Source organism: Achromobacter sp. 1014246743 (assembly GCF_059760725.1).
In genome coordinates this window covers 1-20,788 of the sequence record NZ_JCBANA010000014.1, presented here as the reverse complement: position 1 = coordinate 20,788, position 20,788 = coordinate 1, and the positions used below count along the sequence as shown (strand labels likewise).

The 20,788-nt window shown below is 63.1% G+C and carries 14 protein-coding genes and 1 tRNA gene; all 15 read right to left on the bottom strand.

Going from position 1 to position 20,788, the window contains the following annotated elements; translation table 11 throughout:
- Positions 1-85: 85 nt before the first annotated feature.
- Positions 86-589, bottom strand: a complete 504-nt coding sequence (locus tag AC6LJ2_RS08210; protein ID WP_498151156.1) for a hypothetical protein — start codon at positions 587-589, stop codon at positions 86-88.
- Positions 586-1,323, bottom strand: a complete 738-nt coding sequence (locus AC6LJ2_RS08205; protein ID WP_498151155.1) for a hypothetical protein — start codon at positions 1,321-1,323, stop codon at positions 586-588. Before AC6LJ2_RS08205 ends, AC6LJ2_RS08210 begins: the two co-directional genes overlap by 4 nt.
- A gap of 16 nt (positions 1,324-1,339) precedes the next feature.
- Positions 1,340-2,947, bottom strand: a complete 1,608-nt coding sequence (locus tag AC6LJ2_RS08200) for a formylglycine-generating enzyme family protein (protein WP_498151154.1) — start codon at positions 2,945-2,947, stop codon at positions 1,340-1,342.
- Positions 2,937-4,151: an ABC transporter permease gene (locus AC6LJ2_RS08195; protein WP_498151153.1), complete on the bottom strand. Its 1,215-nt coding sequence runs from the start codon at positions 4,149-4,151 to the stop codon at positions 2,937-2,939. Before AC6LJ2_RS08195 ends, AC6LJ2_RS08200 begins: the two co-directional genes overlap by 11 nt.
- Complete coding sequence (locus AC6LJ2_RS08190; RefSeq protein ID WP_498151152.1) at positions 4,148-4,825, bottom strand: ABC transporter ATP-binding protein; 678 nt, start codon at positions 4,823-4,825, stop codon at positions 4,148-4,150. Before AC6LJ2_RS08190 ends, AC6LJ2_RS08195 begins: the two co-directional genes overlap by 4 nt.
- A gap of 35 nt (positions 4,826-4,860) precedes the next feature.
- Entirely contained in the window at positions 4,861-6,825 is a 1,965-nt protein-coding gene (locus tag AC6LJ2_RS08185; RefSeq protein WP_498151151.1) for a vWA domain-containing protein, read from the bottom strand.
- Complete coding sequence (locus AC6LJ2_RS08180; protein ID WP_498151150.1) at positions 6,822-7,805, bottom strand: hypothetical protein; 984 nt, start codon at positions 7,803-7,805, stop codon at positions 6,822-6,824. The genes AC6LJ2_RS08185 and AC6LJ2_RS08180 overlap by 4 nt, the downstream gene beginning before the upstream one ends.
- A gap of 3 nt (positions 7,806-7,808) precedes the next feature.
- On the bottom strand, positions 7,809-10,520 hold the full coding sequence (locus AC6LJ2_RS08175) for a virulence factor SrfC family protein (protein ID WP_498151149.1): 2,712 nt from the start codon (positions 10,518-10,520) through the stop codon (positions 7,809-7,811).
- A 7-nt stretch (positions 10,521-10,527) separates the two neighbouring features.
- Positions 10,528-13,689, bottom strand: a complete 3,162-nt coding sequence (locus AC6LJ2_RS08170) for a virulence factor SrfB (RefSeq protein WP_498151148.1) — start codon at positions 13,687-13,689, stop codon at positions 10,528-10,530.
- A gap of 18 nt (positions 13,690-13,707) precedes the next feature.
- Entirely contained in the window at positions 13,708-15,087 is a 1,380-nt protein-coding gene (locus AC6LJ2_RS08165; RefSeq protein ID WP_498151147.1) for an SrfA family protein, read from the bottom strand.
- 689 nt (positions 15,088-15,776) lie between these two features.
- Positions 15,777-15,861 (bottom strand) — tRNA-Leu (locus tag AC6LJ2_RS08160).
- Positions 15,862-15,964: 103 nt separating this feature from the next.
- Complete coding sequence (locus tag AC6LJ2_RS08155) at positions 15,965-16,954, bottom strand: Bug family tripartite tricarboxylate transporter substrate binding protein (RefSeq protein WP_445658335.1); 990 nt, start codon at positions 16,952-16,954, stop codon at positions 15,965-15,967.
- Positions 16,955-17,075: 121 nt separating this feature from the next.
- Positions 17,076-18,257: an alpha-hydroxy acid oxidase gene (locus AC6LJ2_RS08150; RefSeq protein ID WP_445658334.1), complete on the bottom strand. Its 1,182-nt coding sequence runs from the start codon at positions 18,255-18,257 to the stop codon at positions 17,076-17,078.
- Positions 18,254-19,651: a 2-oxoadipate dioxygenase/decarboxylase HglS gene (gene hglS, locus AC6LJ2_RS08145; protein WP_445658333.1), complete on the bottom strand. Its 1,398-nt coding sequence runs from the start codon at positions 19,649-19,651 to the stop codon at positions 18,254-18,256. The genes AC6LJ2_RS08150 and hglS overlap by 4 nt, the downstream gene beginning before the upstream one ends.
- A gap of 81 nt (positions 19,652-19,732) precedes the next feature.
- Positions 19,733-20,674: a LysR substrate-binding domain-containing protein gene (locus AC6LJ2_RS08140; protein WP_263910312.1), complete on the bottom strand. Its 942-nt coding sequence runs from the start codon at positions 20,672-20,674 to the stop codon at positions 19,733-19,735.
- Positions 20,675-20,788: the final 114 nt, after the last annotated feature.

Below are 20,788 nucleotides of genomic sequence, written 5' to 3'. Positions count from 1 at the left end.
CCACGCCTCCGACAGTTTCCCCCTCGGGTCTCGCAAAAAACGTTGCATCGTCGTATCTCGAATGGTGGCCGGGCGAAGTCGCGTATTACGGAACGAGAGCCAAGCTCTTTTGCAGCTTGTAGACCTCTTCCTGCTTGGCCTTGATCTGCGCTTCCAGGGCGGCATCCGACGCATTCACGTTGATCGGCGTCTTCAAGGCCTTTTCGGACTGCGCCAATTGCCGCTTGAGCTCGGCGCTTTGCTGCGACTTGGCCTTGGCCTGGTCCAACAATTTCTTCACCGATGCCGACAAGGCGTCGCGCGCCTTGGCCTTTTCCGCCACGGACTTGCCGATCGCCGCGCGCTGCGCTTCGAGATCGGCCAGGACCTGCCTGGCTTGCGCATTTTCCGCCTGAGCCGCGCGCACGTCGTTCTCGCCCTGGGCGATACGCTGACCATAGCCGCCGCCCACGTCGCAATTCATCTTGGTGATGAATCCGGCGTCCTTGTTGGCGGGGTCGCAGTCGGCCGCCGTGGTGGCGCATCCGGACAACACGGCCAGCGTCAGGGCGGGGCCGGCCAGCTTCATCGCAATCGCCACGTTTCTCATGCCTTCTGCTCCCCGAGATCGATGGCGCTGCGCAAGGCAAAGTAGCTATCGGCTTCTTTGTTGAGCTGGGCGATCTGGTTTTCCAGCACGGCAAGCTGCTGCTGCATTTCCCGCACATCCTTGGGCGCCCCGTTGGTCTTGGCACCCGCTTCGCGGTACTGGTTTGCCAGGTTCTTCATGCTGGTCAGGTCGCTCTTGATGGCGCCGATGTTGGCGTCGATCTGGGCCAATTCTTTCTTCGCGACAACTTGGTCGGCCTGCTTGGCAGCAATGTCCGACTGCAGTTGAGCCAACTTCTTCTTATCGTCGGCCATCACCGCATTGATGGAATTGCTGCGGTCCTGCACCTTCTGGGTGTCGAGCTTGATATCGTCGCCCATGGCCTTGAGCTGTTCGTAGGTCGTCTTGTACTGGCTGCGACGGGCATCCAGGTAATAGTTGGCCCCCATCGCCGCGCCGCAAGTCGCGACCGCGCCGATGACGGCCGCCGGCGCCTTGTTCTTGCCCCCCGCCAGCAGACCGATCGCCGCCCCGGCCGCCGCACCCAGCAGGCAAGCCTGCAGGCCGGACTGGCTGAAGAACTTCGCATCATTGCCCTGGGTCAGCCGCGGGTCCGGCTTGACCCCGTTGTTCAGCAAAGAACTTCCCGTGTTTGCGCATCCGCTGATCGCCAGCGAGCAGACCATCACCAACACCATGGGTATGCGATTCCAATTTCGCACGAGAACAGACATGAAGACTCCTTGATGGTTATTTATTGACGGCAATGCATGAATCCAGCCAGGCGGCTCGATCGATTTTCTTGTTGGCCAGATAGGCTTTCTGGTGTGCCCAATACGCAACCAGGTAGGGGCGCAGGCCGCTGACCTGCTTGTTCTGCTCGAACATCTTGTCCAGAACGGGCACCTGCCTGGCCAGGTTGTCGGCGCCATACAGCGTGGCGGCATCGACCAGGCTGCTGGCGTAGTACTGCGTCACGCCCTCCACCCGCCGCTCATGGCTGGCCAGGAGTTGCTTGCGGCGCTCGCACGTCGCATCCGAATTGCCGCTCTCGCAGGTGGTCTTGTAGACCTCTCGAAGCAGGTTGCGATGCTCGCCATCGTCCTTGAGCTTGGTGCACAGGAAGGCGCCCAGGTTCAGGCTGGCCCGGATCGCTTGATCGCGCGCCTCTTCCTGCTGCTGGTTGCTCGCGCGAAGCTTGCCTTCCAGGCTGGCCAGCTGATCCTTCAGCTTCTTGTCCGTGACGCTGCCGGCAAGCGTGTTCAATTCGCTCACGGCCGACTTCCCTTTCTTGGATGCGTCCGACGAAATGTGGCCATCGCCCAGCTTGCCGTAGCTTTCCTCAAGCGCCTTGACGTGCTTGGCGGACGTCATTTCGCGCGAAGAAATCACCCAGCGAAAGCCCACGGTCTTCTCGCGAGTCTCGCCGTCCTCGTCATAGAGATTGCCCTCGCGTCGCAGGGCGGCGCGCAAGTCCGACTCGGGCTGCATGTAGTCCGAACCTCGAATCGCGTAGCTGCCCGCCGACCCATATTGGCGGTCGAATTTGTTCAGCCGGAATACATCCAGGGTCATTTCAGACACGTTGCCCAGCATGTCGTGCAGGCCCAGCGGGTTGGGCAGCAGCACGCCGATGCGGTTGACCTTGCTGTTGGACGATTGCGTGCCGCCGAACCATTCGTACTGATTGACCGTTCCGTCCGGCATGGGATAGCGCGGGTCCGCGAACTCGGCGGCGTTGACCTTGACGCCGCCGCGCGCCGCGAACTCCCATTCCACTTCGGTGGGCAGGCGGGCGAATCCGGAAATTCCGTCTTCCTTGGGCAACAGGTTCTTGGCGTGCTGACGCAGCCAGATGTTGTACAGGTGCGCCATCCGCGACGCATCGAACCAGTTCGCCTCGGTCACCGGAAAACGGCCATCCGGAGCTTCGGGGTTCGGGCACTTCGCCGCGTCGCCATTGCCCAGGGTAGCCAGGGCCTGGTATTGCGTGATGGTCAACTCGTACTTGGCCATCAGGTAATAGCTGAACCTGGATTTCTTGTCCGCGCCCTCTTCCGTGAATCCGCCCGCGATGAACGCCGGACGAGTCTTCTCCACGAAGGAGTAGGCGCCCCCTTCCTGTCCGACCTGGATGGGCAGGTCGGCCAAGGGGCCACCAACGGGCACGACGACCTTCCTGAAGACGATGCCGCCATCGCAAGGCAGCGGCAGGACGATATCGCCTTCGGCTGGCTTGGGGTTGTAAAAGCGCGCGTCCCATTTCGGTGCGGGCGCGCCCGCGGCAAGCGCCACGGGACATGTCGACAACGCCAGCAAGCCCTGAACCGCATATCGGCCAAGCAATTTAGATTTCACGCAAACTCTCCGCGGGTTGAATACGCTTGGCGTTCGCCGCGCCGATGCTCGACGCCAGCAACGCCACGCCCAAGGCAAGCACGAATGCCAGGCCGACATGCTGCGGCGTGATCTGGCACGCCAGCTGGCCAGGCGACCTGACCCCGCCCAGCAGGTTGTTGAATGTCGCGCTGCCCACGCCATAGATGGCCAGCCCGACGCCCATCGCCACGATGGTCAGGGCGATCGCCTGCATGGCCAGCAAGGCGCTGATCTGCGCGCCGCCCAGGCCCAGCAGGCGCAACGTCGCAATGTCACGCCGCTTGCGCCGTACGTTGGCCAGGAACGCCCCTGCCAAGGCCGCCACGCAACCGGCGATGGCAGTGGTTGAAATCACGGTGAACACCATCGTCAACAAGTGGTTGATGGCCTTGACGTTGCGAATGTCGGCCAGGCGGCTGCTGGTTTCGATACGCTGGTCGATCAGGCTCTTTTCCAGGGGCTCCACCGAATCCAGGTCCTTGGCATACAGTCGCGCGCGGGCAAATCGCACCTTGGCCGTCTCGACAGGCTGGCCATCTCCTGCGCCCAGGGAGGCGACGGCGTAGCCGTCCCGATACCACTCCATATCGCGCAGCAAGGCCGGCAGGACGAAAGCGGCGGCGCGCTCGTAGGTTTGCCCCGGCAAGACCGCCAGCACGGTGAGACTCACCACGGCGCGCTGGTCCACCCCGTTCAGACGACGGGCGATCCGCATGCGCAAGGTATCGCCGGGCTGAACATCAAGACGCTGGGCCGCCTGGGCGCTGAACACGACGCCGGTGCCGGTCAGCGCGGACGCGTCCACGCCGGCCAGCAAGGGATCGCCGACCGCGGTGGGCAGCACTTCCACGTTCTCCAGGAACTTCGTGGGCGTATGAATGAAGTCGGCCTGCGTGTTCAGCGATCGCGTCATGCCCACGGCAAAGGCCACATCCGGCCGGCCGGCCATCTGCTCGATCCAGGCCTGGTCGTAGCTGCCGCTGCTGAGCATGCGGATTTCCAGGTTGCGCGGGTCCGTGGACAATTCGTCCTGCATGGCGCTGACCACGCCGTGCTTCAGGCCGAACAGCAGCAGCAACGGCGCAATCACCGCCACCAGCGTGGCGATCATGCAAAGGGTCACGAGACGATCGTGCCAAAGGTCCTGGCCCGCCAGGCGGGCAATCTGCCATGCGCGCGTCATAGCGACTCACTCGGGCCGAAGGAGCTGTGGCCGGGCGACAAGGTCGGCGTCAGGCTGGGCAGGCCGAACTGGCACACCAGGTCCCAGTCATGCGACACCACCAGGGTTGCCATGTTGTCGGCACGAGCCAGGTCGACAAACAGCTGGAACAACCTGGACGCGTTGTCCGGGTCCAAGGCGGACGTCGGCTCATCAGCCAGCAAGACGTCCGGCTCGTGTGACAGCGCACGCACCACGGCCACCCGCTGCCGCTCGCCGATGGACAACTGCGCCGGCCGCTTTTCCAGCAGGTTCTGCAGGCCAAGCACCTCGATGCCATGTTGCATCCGGGCGCCTTGCGCAGGCATCCCGAGCAGACGGCGCGGCAGCAGGATGTTGTCTCGCACCGACAGGTAGGGCAGCAAGCCGCCGGTCTGCAACACGAATCCGATCCGGGAAGCACGCAAGGCCGCCAGGGCGGCTTCGTCTTTGCGGGTCAGCCGCGCAGCGACATCGATGTCGCCATTGAGCGTATAGGCCTGCACGCTCGCGGGCGCCAGCAGCAGGCCGATGCCTTCCAGCAGCGTGCTCTTGCCGCAGCCGCTTCCCCCCACGATGGCCAGTACCTCGCCGCTCGCCAGGCGCAGCTTGGGTAGTCGTACTTCGTAGGCTGAAGCGCCCTGCCCTCGACGCAAACGCAAATCATCAATAGCCAGCATCGTCCGTCCGCTCAGGGCATCATTTCTAGAGGCACGGGATAGACGTGGTCGCGCGGGTCGCTGTTTGGCGCCAGAGACACCCAACGGTCGGCATCGGCGTTGTACAGCTGGTAGTGCCGCAACTTGGTCGTCAGGTTGCGAATGAATTTTTCCTGCGCCAGGCCGTCCCAGCTCTTCCAGGTCGCTTCGTCAAGGTTCAACACCTCGCTGTGGTATGGCAGGCCGTCCAGGTACTCCGTTAAGAACCCCATCTCGGCCAGTTTCTTGTCCGACTTCTCCAACTTGTTGGGATCGGCGCCCATGGTCGCCGCCACGTTGCGCAATTGGTTGAACATATCGGTCGGCGAAATCAGCCCCTGGTTGGCGGCATCGACGATCTTCTTCATCACGTCGTTCAGGTCACTGAGCTGCCCCTTGGTCAGCAGCACGCGCACGTCCGTCACGGGCACGGTCTGCTTGATGAGATCGCGATCGCTGATCCAGGCCTGGAATACCGGCGGCGCCTTGGCGCCAATGCGTTCGCCCAGGTAAGCCAGCTTCATTGCATTGCCGATCAAGTCGGCGTCCTGCAGCATTTTCTCGTCGGCATTGGCGGGCCGCTTGCCCGGGTCCGTCGCGTTGGCGGCGCTACCCACGGCATCTTCGCCCTGGTAGGCGGACTTCACCTGCTGCGTGATCGCCGCGGACAAGGCGTCCACCTTCTTGCCGAACTCGTTCACATCGCCGGCATTGACGGGGTAGTACAACGACAGATTGGTGCCGCCATAGGTGGACAGATTGCGGTACTGCGCTTCGGCGCTGGCGTGATTCTTGGCGCCTGCGGGCGTCTTCAGGTGCAGGGTGTAGATGGCCACGCCCGGCTTGGCCGCTTCGAGCCGGACCTGGCTGGCGCTCATGCCCGTCGAGGACAACTTATCGCTCCCCTCGATAGCGCCCGCATCGGTGATCAGCACGACATAACGCGCGCCATAGGGACGCCAGTCGATGCTGTTGATGGCATCCATCACGCCGGCATAGGCATCCTCGTCGAACAGGCTGCTGGACACCTTGGCCTGTTTCAATTCCGCGACCTTGGCCATGAAATCCGCGCCGTCCTTGACCTTGTTCGGGTCCGCGTAGACCTTGCTGACGTATTCCAGCCCGGGAACGGCCTTGGTGCTCGAACGGAAGGCCACCAGTCCGAACTTGACCTTGTCGCCCAGCTTTTCGGCCTCGACCTTGGCATAGACCTTCTTGATCGCCTCGCGCGTGCGTTCGATGTAGGGATCCATCGACACCGTCGAGTCGATGACGAAGACGACGGCCGAACTGAATTCCTTGATCTGCTTGGTCCGCTCGTGCGCGGTGGACTGGTCCTGGCTGGCCTTGGCCGCGCTGGCAGGATCCGCCGCGCTGACGGAGGCAACATTCAGCACCCGCACGCGCACGTTCTGTTCCGTCATGACCTCTTCTCCGCTCAGGATGGGCAGCAGATAGAAGTTCTTGGTCATATCGACGAACAGCTCGGGTTCCTGGGCGACAACGCCCGGCGCCTGACCTTTGGTCTTGAGCTGCTGTCGCGTCGGGGCGATCTTCTCGACCGGATCGATGGCGTTGAGCACGGTGTCCAGCGCCGGCCGGTCCTTGAAGAACAACGTCCGGTCGCGGCCGGCGGGGTTGGTGAACGCCAGCGACATCTGCATTTTCCAGTCGACGGTGCAGGACCGGTCGACCCAACCCAGCGTCTTGCCAAAGGAATCGGGCCCGACCTGCACCCAGGTCTTGCCCCCCGCCGCCTGGCTGGCGTAGACATAGAAGCGGCTGAAAGTGGGCTGCACGGCGCCAGCCTTGCCGTCCGGCGCTTCATGCAAGGCGCAACCCGGAGTGGTCAGCACGCGTTGGTAGAGCGTCTTCTTGCCTTCCTGCAACAACGGCGGCGCGGCGTGCACGACTGCGGCAAAGCCGACCAGACCCAGGGCCAGGGCAATCTTCCTCATTTCTGCAATTCCTTCAGGCGCGCTTGGGCCTGGGCGTTGTCCTTGTCCTTTTCCAGCACCGCTTCATACCAATACGCGGCCGTGGCGGCATCCGCCTTGAAGCAAGCGTTTTCCTTGTAGGCCGCTGGGTCGTACTCCTGGGCGTAGGCCAAGGCGATACGCACGTCACCCGCCTGCGCCCGATTGGCGTACAGACGCTGCGCGATGGAGCACTTGCCCGCCTCGCGCGCAGCCTGGATGATGGCCAGCATGGCCGCGGAGTCCTTGACGTCGCGCACGCAGTCCTGCACGAAGGCCATTTCCGCCGCCGAGCCCAGGTTTTCCCTGGAACATGCCGCGGCGGCCGGCGCCGGCTCGGGTGTCGCGGCGGGCGCCTCCGGCTTGGGCGGCGGTTCGGGAATGTCTGCTTTCTTCAGCAAGAACCATGCGGCCGCGCCCGCTGCGATCAGCAAGGCCAGCGCGCCCCCGACGATGAGCCCCAGACGACGGGACGGCGGTTGCGGTGCCGGGACGGGGTCCGCGCTCACCGGCTCCTCGACAGGAGGCGGCGCCACCACCGGCGGCGGCGTCGTCGGCTTGGGCGCGACTTCGACCACCATCGCCTGGGCGGGCGCTTCACCCGCTGCGGTGGACGGCGTGACGCTGTCGGGAATCGACCGCACCGGATGCTGCGTGATGCTGCCATCGGGCTTGCGCACGCTGATCACGAAGGAAGCATTGCGCTTGGCCTGCAGCAACGCGTCGACGATTGCGGGACCCACCTCGATCACCAGCCTGTCGCCGCGGACCTGGCCATTGCCAAATCGCAGCCACTGCTGTTCGCCGCCCCACTTCCCCTGCGCATCCAGGTGTGCCGGCGAGGCGTTGCGACGAATGCCCAGCTCGACCTCGACCCCATCGCCGCTCCAGCTCTCGACATGGAGTTCGGCGTATCCCGCGCGTCGGTCCGGCAGCGGGTTAAATGAAACAAATACAGCCATGTGTCATCCCTTTCTGATGTCGGCAATGATGGCGCCCAACGCCTCGTTCTGTTCGTCACTGATCTCCTGCCCGGCAGTGAAGCCGGCATTCTTCACGATCATGTCGATCAGGCAGGACACCCAGTCCTTGAGGAATTCACGCCCCTTGCCCATGTCATTCTTCTCGGGCAGATCCGGCATGCCGGTGCCCGCGTCCAGCAAGGCCGACTTGGCGAACACTTTGGCGTTGGCCAGCGATGCGCTGGCGGGCTTGTCGTCCGCGTTCATGTCCAGATAGCCCAGCCACGCGATGAAGTCGCGCAACACCGTCTGCACGCGCAGGACCTGGCTCATCACCATCTGGTCGCGCTTGGACGCGCTGTCGGTGCGCGACAGCAGGCTTTGCAACATCTGTTGAGGCAGGTTGCGGCCCTTGCTGTTCTCGCGGTAGGCCGCGTTGCGCAGTTCTTCAACCACGATTTCCAGGATGTCGTGGGGAATGTTCTTGAGCATCGCGTGCTGGCGCGTGCGGCCCGGGATCTCGCTCAAATGATTCAGCCACAGCTTGAATGCCGAATCGGCGAACCAACGCTCGTAGGTATCCGCGGGCGCCGGGTCCGCTGCCGCATAGGCCGGCTCAGCCTCGTTCGCGCCGCCGTCCAGCAGACTGGCGAACAGGTCGTCGGCATCGGCGCTGCTGTCGGGCGCGGCCTTCGCCTCAGGTTGGACGGGGCTTGCCTGCGCCACGTCGGCGCCGCTCAGGTAAAGATCGCGCAGCGCTTCGCTCGGCAGTTCCAACGCATGCATCAATTCCGACAAGAGGAAATAGGCCTTGGGGTTGTCCGCGATATTGCGCAGCACGGGCGCGACCTTGTCGGCCAATTCCCTTTTCTTCTGCTTCGCGCCTTCGGCATCGCTGCCTTCGCGGTGGAACAGGCCGATACCCCGGTCCAGGATCTTGTGGTGCTCGTCACCCACCTGATTGCGCAGGCGTGACAGCTTGAAGTCGATATCGCTGATTTGCGCGATGGAGCCGGCCAGGTTTCCCATGCCGCCGTCGTTCAGTCGCATCATGGCGTCCCAGGCCTCGCCGGGCTGCGCAAAGCGGCTGCGCAGCACGTCCGCCTCGATGAAGCTGGCCCGCATCCTGTCCAGGATTTCCTGCTTCTCGGGCGCCACGGCCAGTTCCTTGCCGTCTTCCTTGCCATCTTCCTTGACGGTGAAAGCGGTATAGGAAGGCGTGCGCACCAGGAACGTGTTGTTGAAGGGCTTGCCCCCTTTCCAATCGCGCATGAAATCCAGGCTTTCATAGATCTTGAAAGCGATGTCGTTCAGCCCTTTCCACTCCTGGTGCCACTTGTCCTGCTTGTTGAGCATGTCCGAGACGCGTGCATTGAACATGGTCACCGCCCACAGCAGTCCTGACCGCGCCGAGCGGTCCCGGGCGGATTCTCCCTGCGTTTGCCTGACCCAGTGATCCAGTACCGGAACCACCGCGCTCGTTTCGGGCTGCTTGTTGGCGGGCGTGCACAGCACCAGGCCGTTCATTTCCTGGTTCTCGCTATACAGTTCGAACAGATACGCCACCTTGCCGCGGCGCAGCAGTTCCCCGACCGGATTGTTCGGGATTTCGCTCAGCCTGGTCTTGTCATAGCGGCCCCGATAGCCGGGGAAATCAAGCAGATCCACGGCTTCCAGGCAACGCTCCCGGGGCATGTTGGCCAGCGGGAACACCAATTCCGTCGTCAAGACCGCCAGGTGTGAACGCCTGATCGACACCGGCTCGTTCAACTTGCCGTCACGTACGCCTCGGACCATGACCGTGGCGTTGTCACCACCGCCAATGTGGTCGAGCATCGTGACGTTCATGATGCTGGGCGGACCGCCCTTGTCCTCTACGGCATCTCGGGGAATGTGCGCGACGTCGACATGGCCGATGGCGCACAGGCTGTCGGCGATTTGCGCGTAGACCTGCGTCAACTCGGGGATTTCACCCCACAGAATGGAGAAGAATTCCGCGCGATCGCGACTGGACAGGCGCGGCGCAAGCGCAACGGCCCGAGCCCAATAACCGCTTTTCAGGTCGCCATCCAAGGCCTTGACGTGATTGCCGAACGAGGCGGCGACGTAGTCCCAGAGCGACACGACGTCATTGGCGTCAACGCCCGGCTGGGGTGCACTGGCCGCACGGTCCGCGAACCGGTCCAGCAGCGCTCTCACGCGGTCGCCGTCGATCTTGTAGTCGACCCGCCCCTGGTCAAAATCCTTGAACCAGGCGTTGGCCAGTATCTTGGCCAGGTCGATTTCCCGAAACAGGCGCACTTCGATGGGATAGGCGCGGTCCTGGATGGCGGGTTTGATCCGCGTGAATCGCGTCACCAGGCCCGTGGCCTCGCTGCCTCCGCCTGCGGGGTTGACCGAGGCCAGGAAATCGACGAGCTCGCCGTCATGGTCGGTTTGCAGGCGGCCATTCTCGCCGGCGGCCAGCGTGGAGATCAGGTAGGACTTGCCCGCCTGCGACAGGCCAAAGAAACCGATGGCCATCGGGTGACCCGCGGCCCGCTCCAGGCTACGCGCCTTGTTGCTCGCCCGGCGCAACCCATAGACCAGGCCATCGGCCTTGTCGTCCAGTTTCTTGGAATTGCCCCGCACCGCGTCGATCCATTCGATCGCACGGGCCGCACCATCATGGATCGCACGCCACTGACGTGCCAGTTGTTTCTGAGATTCGCTCATATCGCCATCAACCCTTCACGCTACCGCTATCCAGCCAGTAGAAATTCGCCTTCCCGATTCTCAGCTGGGTGTTCAACTGCAACCGCACCGTCGGCCGGCTCTTGTCGTCGTCCGTCAACGGCGCGGTCTTGGCGACCAGCAGCCTGTCGCTGATCAGGCCCGCCTTGCGCTCCTGTTCCGTAGGCTTGGCCACCTTGAAATACACCCGGCCCGACGCATGGGACTTGTTCGGATTGGATTCCTGGGAACGCTTGTATTCCTGCTCCCATTCGCGATCGAAGCCCAGCACGTACATCGGCGTGGCTGGCCAGCGCTCGATCTTGAGCTGTCGATAGCCAAGCCGTGCGGTGTTTTCCATCTTGAACGGCAGCACATCGCCGTCCGCGCCCACCGGCAGCTCGATGCTCTGGTCCATCGACGTCTTGCCGTCCTCGGATTGCTGCGTCTGGATGTCAGAGAACAGCACGTTGCCATGCTTGAGCATGTTGTCGTTGCCGATCTCGCCGAAGTAGCGGATCAGCGGCTTCGGCCTGAGCGTGCGGGTGTTGATCTTGAACGTCGGGATGCGGTTGTTCTCGCAGAGCCAGATCACCATGGCTCCGACCGAGGCCGTGGTCTTCGGATCATCGATGCAGCCCGCCTTGCGGAAGGGGAACCAATCGCCCGTCCGGTAATTGCGCATGGGCACCACGCGCCCGGGCGGCAACGGCATGGCCTTGCGTATCACCGCCTGAACCCCCGGCAGCACGGAAGGCCTGCCGGTCAGCAGCAACACGTCGCAGTCGTAGTAATTGACGATTTCGCACAGATTGCGCAGGGTGTTGCAGATATCCAGGTTGTCGGTCAGGAAATCGAAATGCATCTTGACCGGATCGGCAATCAACGGGACGCTTTCAAGATCGAATTCCACGGGCTGCCCGGCAGCCTCGTTGAGCGCCTTGCCCACGAATCCCCGCACCGCAGCGCTCAATGGCTGCTTGTCGTGCAGCCATTGGCCAATCGTCTTTTCCTTGCGTTCGGCGGGCTTTTCCGGATCGTAGTTCTCGTACTCCTTGAGAAGCACGAGCGCCAGGGGATAAAAGCATTGCAGCGTCAATTGCTGCCGCAGCAGACGCTGTCTTTCGTCGTCCCCGGTGCTGCCGCACAGGATGTCCATCAGGGCCGCGGCATCCCGGGCGCCCGCTTCCTTCAGCGCGGCTTCCAGATACGGCAGCACGTACTTGCGGATGACTTCCAGCACGATGTCGTCACCGGCGACCTTGAAACCGTCGCGGAAACGTTGCGTGGGCGTGATGGGCACGAAGCTGTTGGCCGACTGGCGGCCACTACGATCCAGCTTGTAGTCCGTGATGACCAGGTCCGTGGTGCCACCGCCGATATCCAGCGAGGCTACCGTGATGCACTCACGATCGGTCTTTTCCCGACGCGCCAGCGCGTCAAAGAATTCCTCGGCATAGCCGCTGAAGTTCGTCACGACCTCCGTGTACAGGTAAACCAGCTGCCCGCACGTGGCCTCGTCCCATTTGATGACGATCTTGGGCAAGGCTAGCGTGAACAGGTCGTGCTTCTCGTCTTCGTCATCCTCGACGGGATCGCCGTCACCCGTATGCCAGCCCATGCTCTTCCAGAGCAGGCTCAGGGCGCGCTGCGCATGTTGCTTGAAAATGCCGCGCTCCACCTGCGGCATGCTTGGCGGCACGGTGAGGATGATGGCGCGCAAATAGCGCGGCAACGTCCGGTCCTTCTTGCGCGAGCGGTACAGCCAGCTATTGATCTGCGACACCGCCTGGGCAAACACTTCATTGAGCATGAACCCCATCAACGCGCTGCGCGTGTAGTGGGCTTCAAAGGCCGGGAAGCCGGAGGTTTCCTCGTCCTGGTACAGCGCGCACGGTCCGTACAGCGGAATGCCTTTCTCGTCGATCAGGTTCTTCAACGGTCCCAGCGTCGCCCATTCCGGCGCTTCGCCCTTGATCGTGGACGCGTTGGGCCGCCAGCCGGACTCGTAGGCATCCTCGGCGTCCCACAGGTAGCGCTTGGGGCTGGACAGGCCTGTCGAGCCTTCAGTGCCTTCCTTGCGTGCGGCGAGGTTCGTGGCTTCGGTACCCACTCGGGCCATCGACACCCACACGAACGCGTCGTCTCGCCCGCCTTGCAGGGAAAGATCGTCCTTGCCAAAGCTGACGGGCGCGAACTCCACACGCGACTCGAACGGCTGTTGATAGATGCGTTCCGGCCGAGTCATGTCCCGCAGCGTCAGGAACGTGTAGTCGTTCAGGCCGTTATCATTCTGCTTGTGCTCTTCGATCAGGATGCCGCACGTCCGAGAATTGCCTACATCCAGCACCAGGTCGACAGGCACGCTGCCTCCCTTGATCACCTTGCGGCCGTTCGCGTTGGGGGCCAGCATGTTCAGGACCTTGATGCGGGGCAGCTTGATCTTGACCTTGTCCTTCTGCTCTTTGTTGGAACGCGTGGTCGGCGCCGACTCGCGCATCAGGCTGAGCAGGTTCAGGTAGTGCGCCAGATGTTCACGCTTGGCCAGCGCCTTTTCGATTTCCCGATTTTCGAGATCGTCGCGGCGCTCGCGAAACACGCTTTCAAGCCATTTGACGACCCACTCCTGCTCATCCAGAAACCACTGCATTTCATGCAGGTTGAAGGCCAGGCGGAACAAGGCGCCCGTTTCCATGTCCTCGTCGTAGGGCTCGATGTAGTCGCGCGCGTCATCCCTGGCTCGGGTACGCGTGTCGAAGGCCAGTGTCACGCGGTGCGTGTTGCCATTGGCGTCGGCCTCATCCAGCTTGACCAGGCGCAGACGTGCCCAGTTCTTCGGACCGCGGTCGAACTGGCTGTCCGATTTATATCGAAAGAATGGCACCGGCAACCAGAAACCGTCGAACAGTTCCAGACTTTCCTGCATAGGCAGCGAAAATGCCGCCTTGGCCTCGACGAAATTGCCCGGTCTGTCTTCGTAGCCGGGCCTGCCATCGTCCGGCACATGAAGCCGAATGGGCATCCTGCCGGACGGATGCATGCAGAACTCGCCTTCCGGCTCGCGCCTGAGCTCGGGCAGTGCGCACGCCAGGTCAAGGAACTGGACGCCCGTATTGCCGAAAAGCTCGACGTTGTCCTTGTCGGCATCATAGGTATCAACAGGGGGCAGCATGGCAAATACTCTCAACGATTAAGGTTGGGCGCGGCGCATCGATATGGGGAAAGGCTCTTGCCCATAGCTACCGGCGCATGAAGCGACATTTTTTGCGGCCGGCTTGCACTGGATGAGCGGCATGTCGTAGGTGCCGCCGTCGCTGCACTTGGCCGCCACGCTATTGCTGATCGACAAAGAGCCCTTGCTCATGGCAGCGCTGACGGGTGCCGTACATTGCACCCCGTTGTGGCGGTTAACCGTGACCTGACCTTCACCATTCTTGAACTGGTAGTGCAGGCGCAAAGGTTCGCCGGTATCGCGATCCTGAATACCTGCGCCGGCGCGCCAATTGCCGTTCAGGAAATTGGCGTTGCCCTCGCTTGCATCCGCTGGAATCTCCAGGGCGTCCTTGCTCTCCGGCAAGCTGGGCGACGTCGCTTTGGCGGAGGCCTCGCCGGCTGCGGCGGGTGCGGCTCCATCGCCTGATGCAGCGGACTGGGGCCCTTCCGAGGCTCCTGCGGCGGGCGCGTTGAGTGCCGCGCTCCCCCCCATGGGTGCGGACCGATCCGTACCAAGTGCCGCGCTGTCTGGCGCGCCTCGCAATGACGAATCGCCAGCACCGACGGCGCCCGACAGGCTGACAGCAGGCCCGCCAGCCCCCGACAGCGACGGCAGGGACACCTTGCCCTCCGGCAAGGTCGGGTCGCGAGGTATGTCGACACGGGGCGTCATGCCTGGCAAGGGCAGATTGGGCAACAAGGTCGGTGCGCAAGCGCGCAGGCCTAACAACAACGCCAGCAAGGCCAGCAGCAAGGCCAGCCAAGTCCACCAGCGTTTCCACCATGGCGTCGACACCACAACTTGGGGCGACGTGGTTGAAGTCGGAATCTTCACCGCCTCCGGTGCTGGCGGCTGCGGCGACGGGTTCAAAGACGTGGCGGGGCGCAAAGAATGCAGCGGATCAAAGGAACGATCCGCCCCGCTGTGCAGGAAACCCCAGAAGGTAATGACGGGCTGCCCCCCCACCAGGAACACGAAGCTGGGATCGGGGTGATGCATGACCCATTTCAGCAGTTGCCCCAACAGCGCGGCGTCGTTGCCACTGGTCCTGGCCAGGACGGACTCGCGCAATTGCGCGACGCCTGCGCGCACACCTTCCAGCCGGACCAGCGCGTCGGCCTGCTCTGCCGCCGACGCGGCATGCCAGGCAACGACGGATCCGGGCGTTGGCGCATACCAGTCTATGCGGCTGCCATTCTCGCTGGGCTGCGGGACCGCGAAATTCACGAGCAAGTCGGGACGCTTGCTTTTCAGGACGGCAAGTATCTGGCTTGCCACGAGATGGATGGCTTGACCACGCTCACCCAAGACGTCGAATTGATCGATTTTGTCGCTACGTAATCTTACGCCAAGCATGTTTTGTTACTTTTCTGCATCAATTCGTCAAATGAAAAAACGGGCACCGGCCCGTCTTCTCCCTATGCACCAAGCATTTATCTCATGTTTTAATTTGAGATAATGTAGATTATAAGGACAATATTAACAATGCGTCATAGTAATGTGTGCCGATATTTCCTGGCCATGCTTATGCCGTTGATACTCGCGGCTTGCACTCGGGAGCCTGAGTTCGACACGAACTTCAAGGCAAGCTGCGCCTCCACCAGCAATGGCAACTCCCGCTATTGCACGTGCGCACTGAGTGTCCTGAAGCAACATATCAAGCCGCAGGCGCTTGGCACTTTGTCGACGGGTGATATCGAGAGATTGGCGCCGGAGATCATCAAGACCTGCAACCCGTAGGCAATTGAGGATGGAGCATTTTTTGGTGCGCTGCCTGACACGTATGTATGCATTTATGTATGTATAAATGCCCACCTAGACTGCACACCCAGTTATCCAAATACCGGATTATTGGGCCGATCTGCCGGGCACATGCCCACCAATACAAGAAATACCCGCGACAAAAAACCCGCATTCTCGTTGGAGATATGCGGGTTCTTTGATACTTCAATCCGGGTTTCGTCTGGTTTTATCCGGCCATTGACCAGATTGCAATTAACCACATCGCAGTTAAAAGGTTACTTCCAGACCCGGGAATAAATTCTTGGTGCCGACGGCGAGACTCGAACTCGCACAGCTTTCGCCACTACCCCCTCAAGATAGCGTGTCTACCAATTTCACCACGTCGGCAAATCTGACCAGAAAAGACGTGCTTTCCTGGAAAGTCGAACATTCTAACACGCAAATCGGCAATCTTGGCAACCGGGCCTGATTTGGCCCGGTACGCCGGGGATCAGTTGATCTGCAGGTTCGTTGCCTTGACCACCTCGCCCCACTTCTTCGTTTCGCTTTCCATGAAGGCCTTGAACGCTTGCGGCGTGTTGGGTGGCGGGGGCATCAGGAAGCCGTTGGTCTGGTAGTTGGCGGCCAGGGCGGTGTCGGACGTCAACGCCTTGTTGATGGCGGCGTTCACTTTCTGGACGATGTCGGGCGGGGTGCCAGCGGGCGCGAACAGGCCGAACCAGGCGGCCACGTCGAAGCCCGGCACGCCGGATTCGGCGATGGTGGGGATCTCGGGCGCAAACGGCACGCGGCTGGCGGTGGTGACGGCCAGGCCGGTCAGTTTGCCGGCGCGCACGTGCGGCAACAGCGGCGGCAGGTTGTCGAAGATCGAATCCACCTGTCCACCCAGCAGGTCGGCCACGGCAGGGCCGCTGCCGCGATAAGGCACATGCAGGATGTCGATGCCGGCCTTCATCTTGAACAACTCGCAGCCCAGGTGCGCGGACGAACCGTTGCCGGGCGACGCGCAGGTCAGCTTGCCGGGGTTCTTCTTGGCGTAGGCGATGTATTCCTGCACCGACTTGACCGGCACGTTGGCGTTCACGGCCAGGATGTTGGGCACCACGTTCAAGAGCGCGACGGCGTCCAGGTCCTTGAGCGCGTCGTACGACATTTTCGAATACAGCGACTGGTTGATCGCGGTGGAAATCGAGCCGACGAACAGGGTGTAGCCATCGGCCGGCGCACGGGCGACGGCTTCGGCACCGATGTTGCTGTTGGCGCCCGGCTTGTTCTCCACCACGAAGGTCTGGCCGAATTCCTTGCCGAGTACGTCCGCGATCATGCGGGCGCTGATGTCGGTGGTGCCGCCCGGGGCGTAGCCCACGACCAGCCGGACGGGCTTGGTGGGGTAGTTGCCTGCCTGGGCGTGAACCGGCCCGGTCAAGGCGCATGCCAGCACGGCGGCAATGCCGGCCAGCTTGGAATGGATTTTCTTCATGTCTCCTCCTGTGGATGAAAAGGGATCGGCGCGCACGCAGCGGCGCGCCTTTTTTTGTTTTTCGGGACCACCCTGCCCCAGCGACGAGGCAAGCGCCTTGCGTACAACGCCTCGTCTGGCGTCAAGCCTGGGTCGGGCAGGCCACGCGCATCGGCGCAATCAGGTCGGGCGTGACGTCCGCCAGCGTGCGGCAGCCAAGCAGCGCCATGTTGGTCGAGATTTCGCTGCGGAATATCTCGGCCACCTTGCGGATGCCGGCATCGCCGCCGACCGCCGCGCCGAACAGCTGCGGCCGACCGGTGAAGACCAGCGTCGCGCCCAGGGCCACTGCCTTGAGCACGTCGGTGCCGCGGCGAAAGCCGCCGTCGACCATGACCGGAAAGCCCGCGGGCACGGCTGCGACGACGTCGGGCAGCGCCTGCAAGGGCGAAATGCAGCCGTCCAGCTGGCGTCCACCGTGGTTGGACACGATCACCGCGTCGACGCCGACCTCGTGCGCCAGGCGGGCGTCATCGGCGTGCATCACGCCTTTCAGGATCAGCTTGCCCGGCCAGTTCTGGCGGATCCAGCGAATGTGGTCCCACGACAGTTTGTCGCGTTCGCCGCGAAAACCGTTGGGCGGGTCCTGGGTGATGGGCGGGCCGATGTCTTCGTACAGGTTCGAGAACCGGGGCACGCCGCTGCCCAGCAGCGTGCGCACGAAGACGTTCAGGCTCCAGCGCGGATGCAGCATGCCGTCCAGCACCACGCTCGGGCTGAGCTTGAAAGGCACCGTGAAGGCCAGCTTCTGCAGGTTCTCGCGGTTGGCGCCCACGCAGGTATCGATGGTCACCACCAGCACGGGAATCTCGGCGCGGCGCAGGCGGTCCAGCAGCTTGCCGATGCGGTCGATGTTGCCCGGTAGATAGGCCTGGTACCAGCAACGCTTGCCGGTGGCTTCCTGCAGCCGCTCCAGCGGCACGCTGGAGGCACCGCTGATGATGAAGGGAATCTGCGCGTCCTGGGCGGCGCGGGCCAGCGCCAGATCGCACTCGTGCATGACGATGGCCGAGAACCCGGTGGGCGCAAACCCCACGGGCATGGCATAGCGTTCGCCGAACAGGTCGACCTGGCTGCTGCGCTGGTCCACCACGCGCAAGCCGCGCGGGCGAAAACCGATATCGTGCGGGGCGCGTACGCTCTCGTGCAGCGACGAGCCGTCTTCGGTGCCGCCGCAGACGTAGCCTTCGACGCAGCGCGGCATGATGCGCCGCGCCTCGCGTTCGAAGTCCCGCACTGACAGGCAGCGATCCAATCGGCTCATGCGGCCACCGGCGTACCGGCGTGCGCACCCAGCGCTTGCAGGCAAGCGGCCAGCGAGCGGTCCTGGGTGTCCTGGTACAGCGCCAGTTCGTCCTGCACCGCGGCGCCCAGCGCCTGCTCGAACGCCGCCTGGCTGGCATTCTGCGCGTATTCGGCCTGGGCCTTGTCACCCAGGTTCGACTGGAAGATGCCTGCGGCGCTGACCGGCAGGAAGTCTTCGTACACCAGCGGTTCGAAGCGGATGTAACCCTGCTCGATGAGCGTGTTCAGGTCGCTGCCCGGCGTGGCGCCTTGTTTGCCGGTCAGGAAGTAGCGGAAATAGGCCAGGCCCTGGTCATGCAGTTGCGCGTAGTCGTCCGGGAACGTCGCAAAGCAGTCCTGCAGGTTCTGCATGTAGGCGTCGGCATTGCTCTCGTTGGGCGCGCCGCTGATGCGGCTGCGCGCCAGGTCCAGCAATTGGTCGTACAGGGCCCGGCCCTTGCGGGTCAGGGCCACGCCGCGCTGCTCGATCTCGCCGAAACGGGCAGTGTGGCTGCCTACGGCCGCCTTGCCGTCGGCGCCGGCAAACCAGACGGATTCCTCCAGCGCCTTGAAGCTGGTCTGGCGCAGCAGGATCGGGCACTTGCGCGGCGGCGGGCCTTCGATGACGGCCTTGGCCGACACGCCGCGGCGCGGCATTTCGGCCTGGGCTTCGTCGATGTCCAGCGTGCGTGGGGTCAGGTGATTGATGTGCGGGCCCTTGAAGGCCACCACGTCGGCGATCAGGCGGTGCAGGCCATGCAGGTCGCGGTAGTCGTCCAGGCTGACGGTGGCTTCGCTGTGCCAGCGGAAGGTGTGCAAGGCTTCGGCGACGAATTCGCGGGCGTCGGCGTCGTTCAGGCCGCCCTGCGCTTCGAACTGGCCGGCCAGTTCCAGCGCACGGGCCGTGAAGATCTGGCGCGCGGCCAGGATGCGGGCGGCCTTGTCGCGCAAGGCCGCGTCGTCGATCAGCTCCAGGCGCAGCAGAGACGTGAAGACACGGAAGGGGCTGGTCTGCAGCGCCGCTTCATGCGTGGCACGAAACGCCGTGGAATGCACCGGCACACCCGCCGGCGACAGGTCGTAGTAGCCCACCGGCTGCATGCCCATCACGGCAAACACGCGGCGCATGTTGGACAGTTCTTCGGCCGTCCCCACGCGGATGGCGCCGTGGCGCTCGATGTCCAGGCGCTCGATCTCGCCGGTGCGCGCCAGTTGCGCGGCCAGTTCGGGCTGCTCGGCCAGGGTCTTGGCGTTGACGTCCGCCACCAGGTCCAGCAGGGTGTCGTACAGGGGCACTTCCGACTTGTACATGTCGGACATGGCGCGGGAGAACCAGGCGCGGATCTGATCCGGATTGACGAAATTCTGACTCATGGCGGGCTCGGCACATCGATAAACAAGGATGGCCCGCATGAAATCATGCCCGGCGAGGGCAATCAAATGAAAAAAATCGGTTTAATCAGTCCGTTTTTTCATGGATCGTGCGCGCCGGGCGTCGGCCGCGCGCTTTTGCGCGGCCTCGTCTTCCACCCAGGCCACGAACTGCTTGATCTTCGGCACCTCGGCCGAATGCTCGGAATAGGCCACGAAGTAGGCGCCATCACTGGGCTGCACATAGCCCCAGGGAATCACCAGCTTGCCCGCCTGCAGCTCTTCTTCGGCCAACAGCCGGGGCGTCAGGGCGATGCCGCAGCCGCCTTCGGCGGCACGCACGCACATATAGAACGTGTCGAAACGCGGGCCATGATAGCTGCGGTCTGACTGGAATTGCTGGTGCGAGAAATAGTCGTGCCAGGCTTCCGGGCGCGAGGCGCATTGGATCAGCACCTGATTGCTCAGCGCGTCCAGGCTGGCCACCTTGTTGCCGGCCAGGAAGCCGGGGGCACAGACGGGCACGACTTCAGCCCCGAACAGCTCGTGGCACTCGGCCCCAGGCAAGGTGCCGTGGCCGAAAAAGAACGAAATATCGATCTTGGCCTGCATCAGGTCAAACGGCCGGGTTTCGCTGCGCACCTTCAGCTGGATGTCCGGATGCGCGGCCATGAAGCGCTGCAGCCGCGGGATCAGCCAGCGCGAACCGAAGGTCGGCTGGGTGCCGATGGTCAGTACCTGGGTTTCGCTGCCGTAGGTCAGGATGTAGCGCGAGGACATGTCGACCTGGTTCAGGATGGCCCTGACCTCGGACTGGTACAACGCCCCTGCCGGGGTCAGCTGCAAGCGCCGGCGCACCCGCAGGAACAGCGGGTTGCGCAGCAGCGCTTCGAGTTGGGCGATCTGCTTGCTGATCGCGCTCTGGGTCATGTGCAATTCTTCGGCGGCGCGCGTGACGCTCATGTGCCGCGCCACCGCCTCGAAACATTGCAGCGCCATCATCGATGGCATCAAACGCTTTTCCATGGGGCCGATCCGGATATGCCTGGCGCGGCAGGCTGGCTGGGGAAATTGCCAGCCACCGCCCCTGGCGCATTATCGCAGGCGGCGCGGCTGCCCAGGGTTGCCGCGCCCATGAAA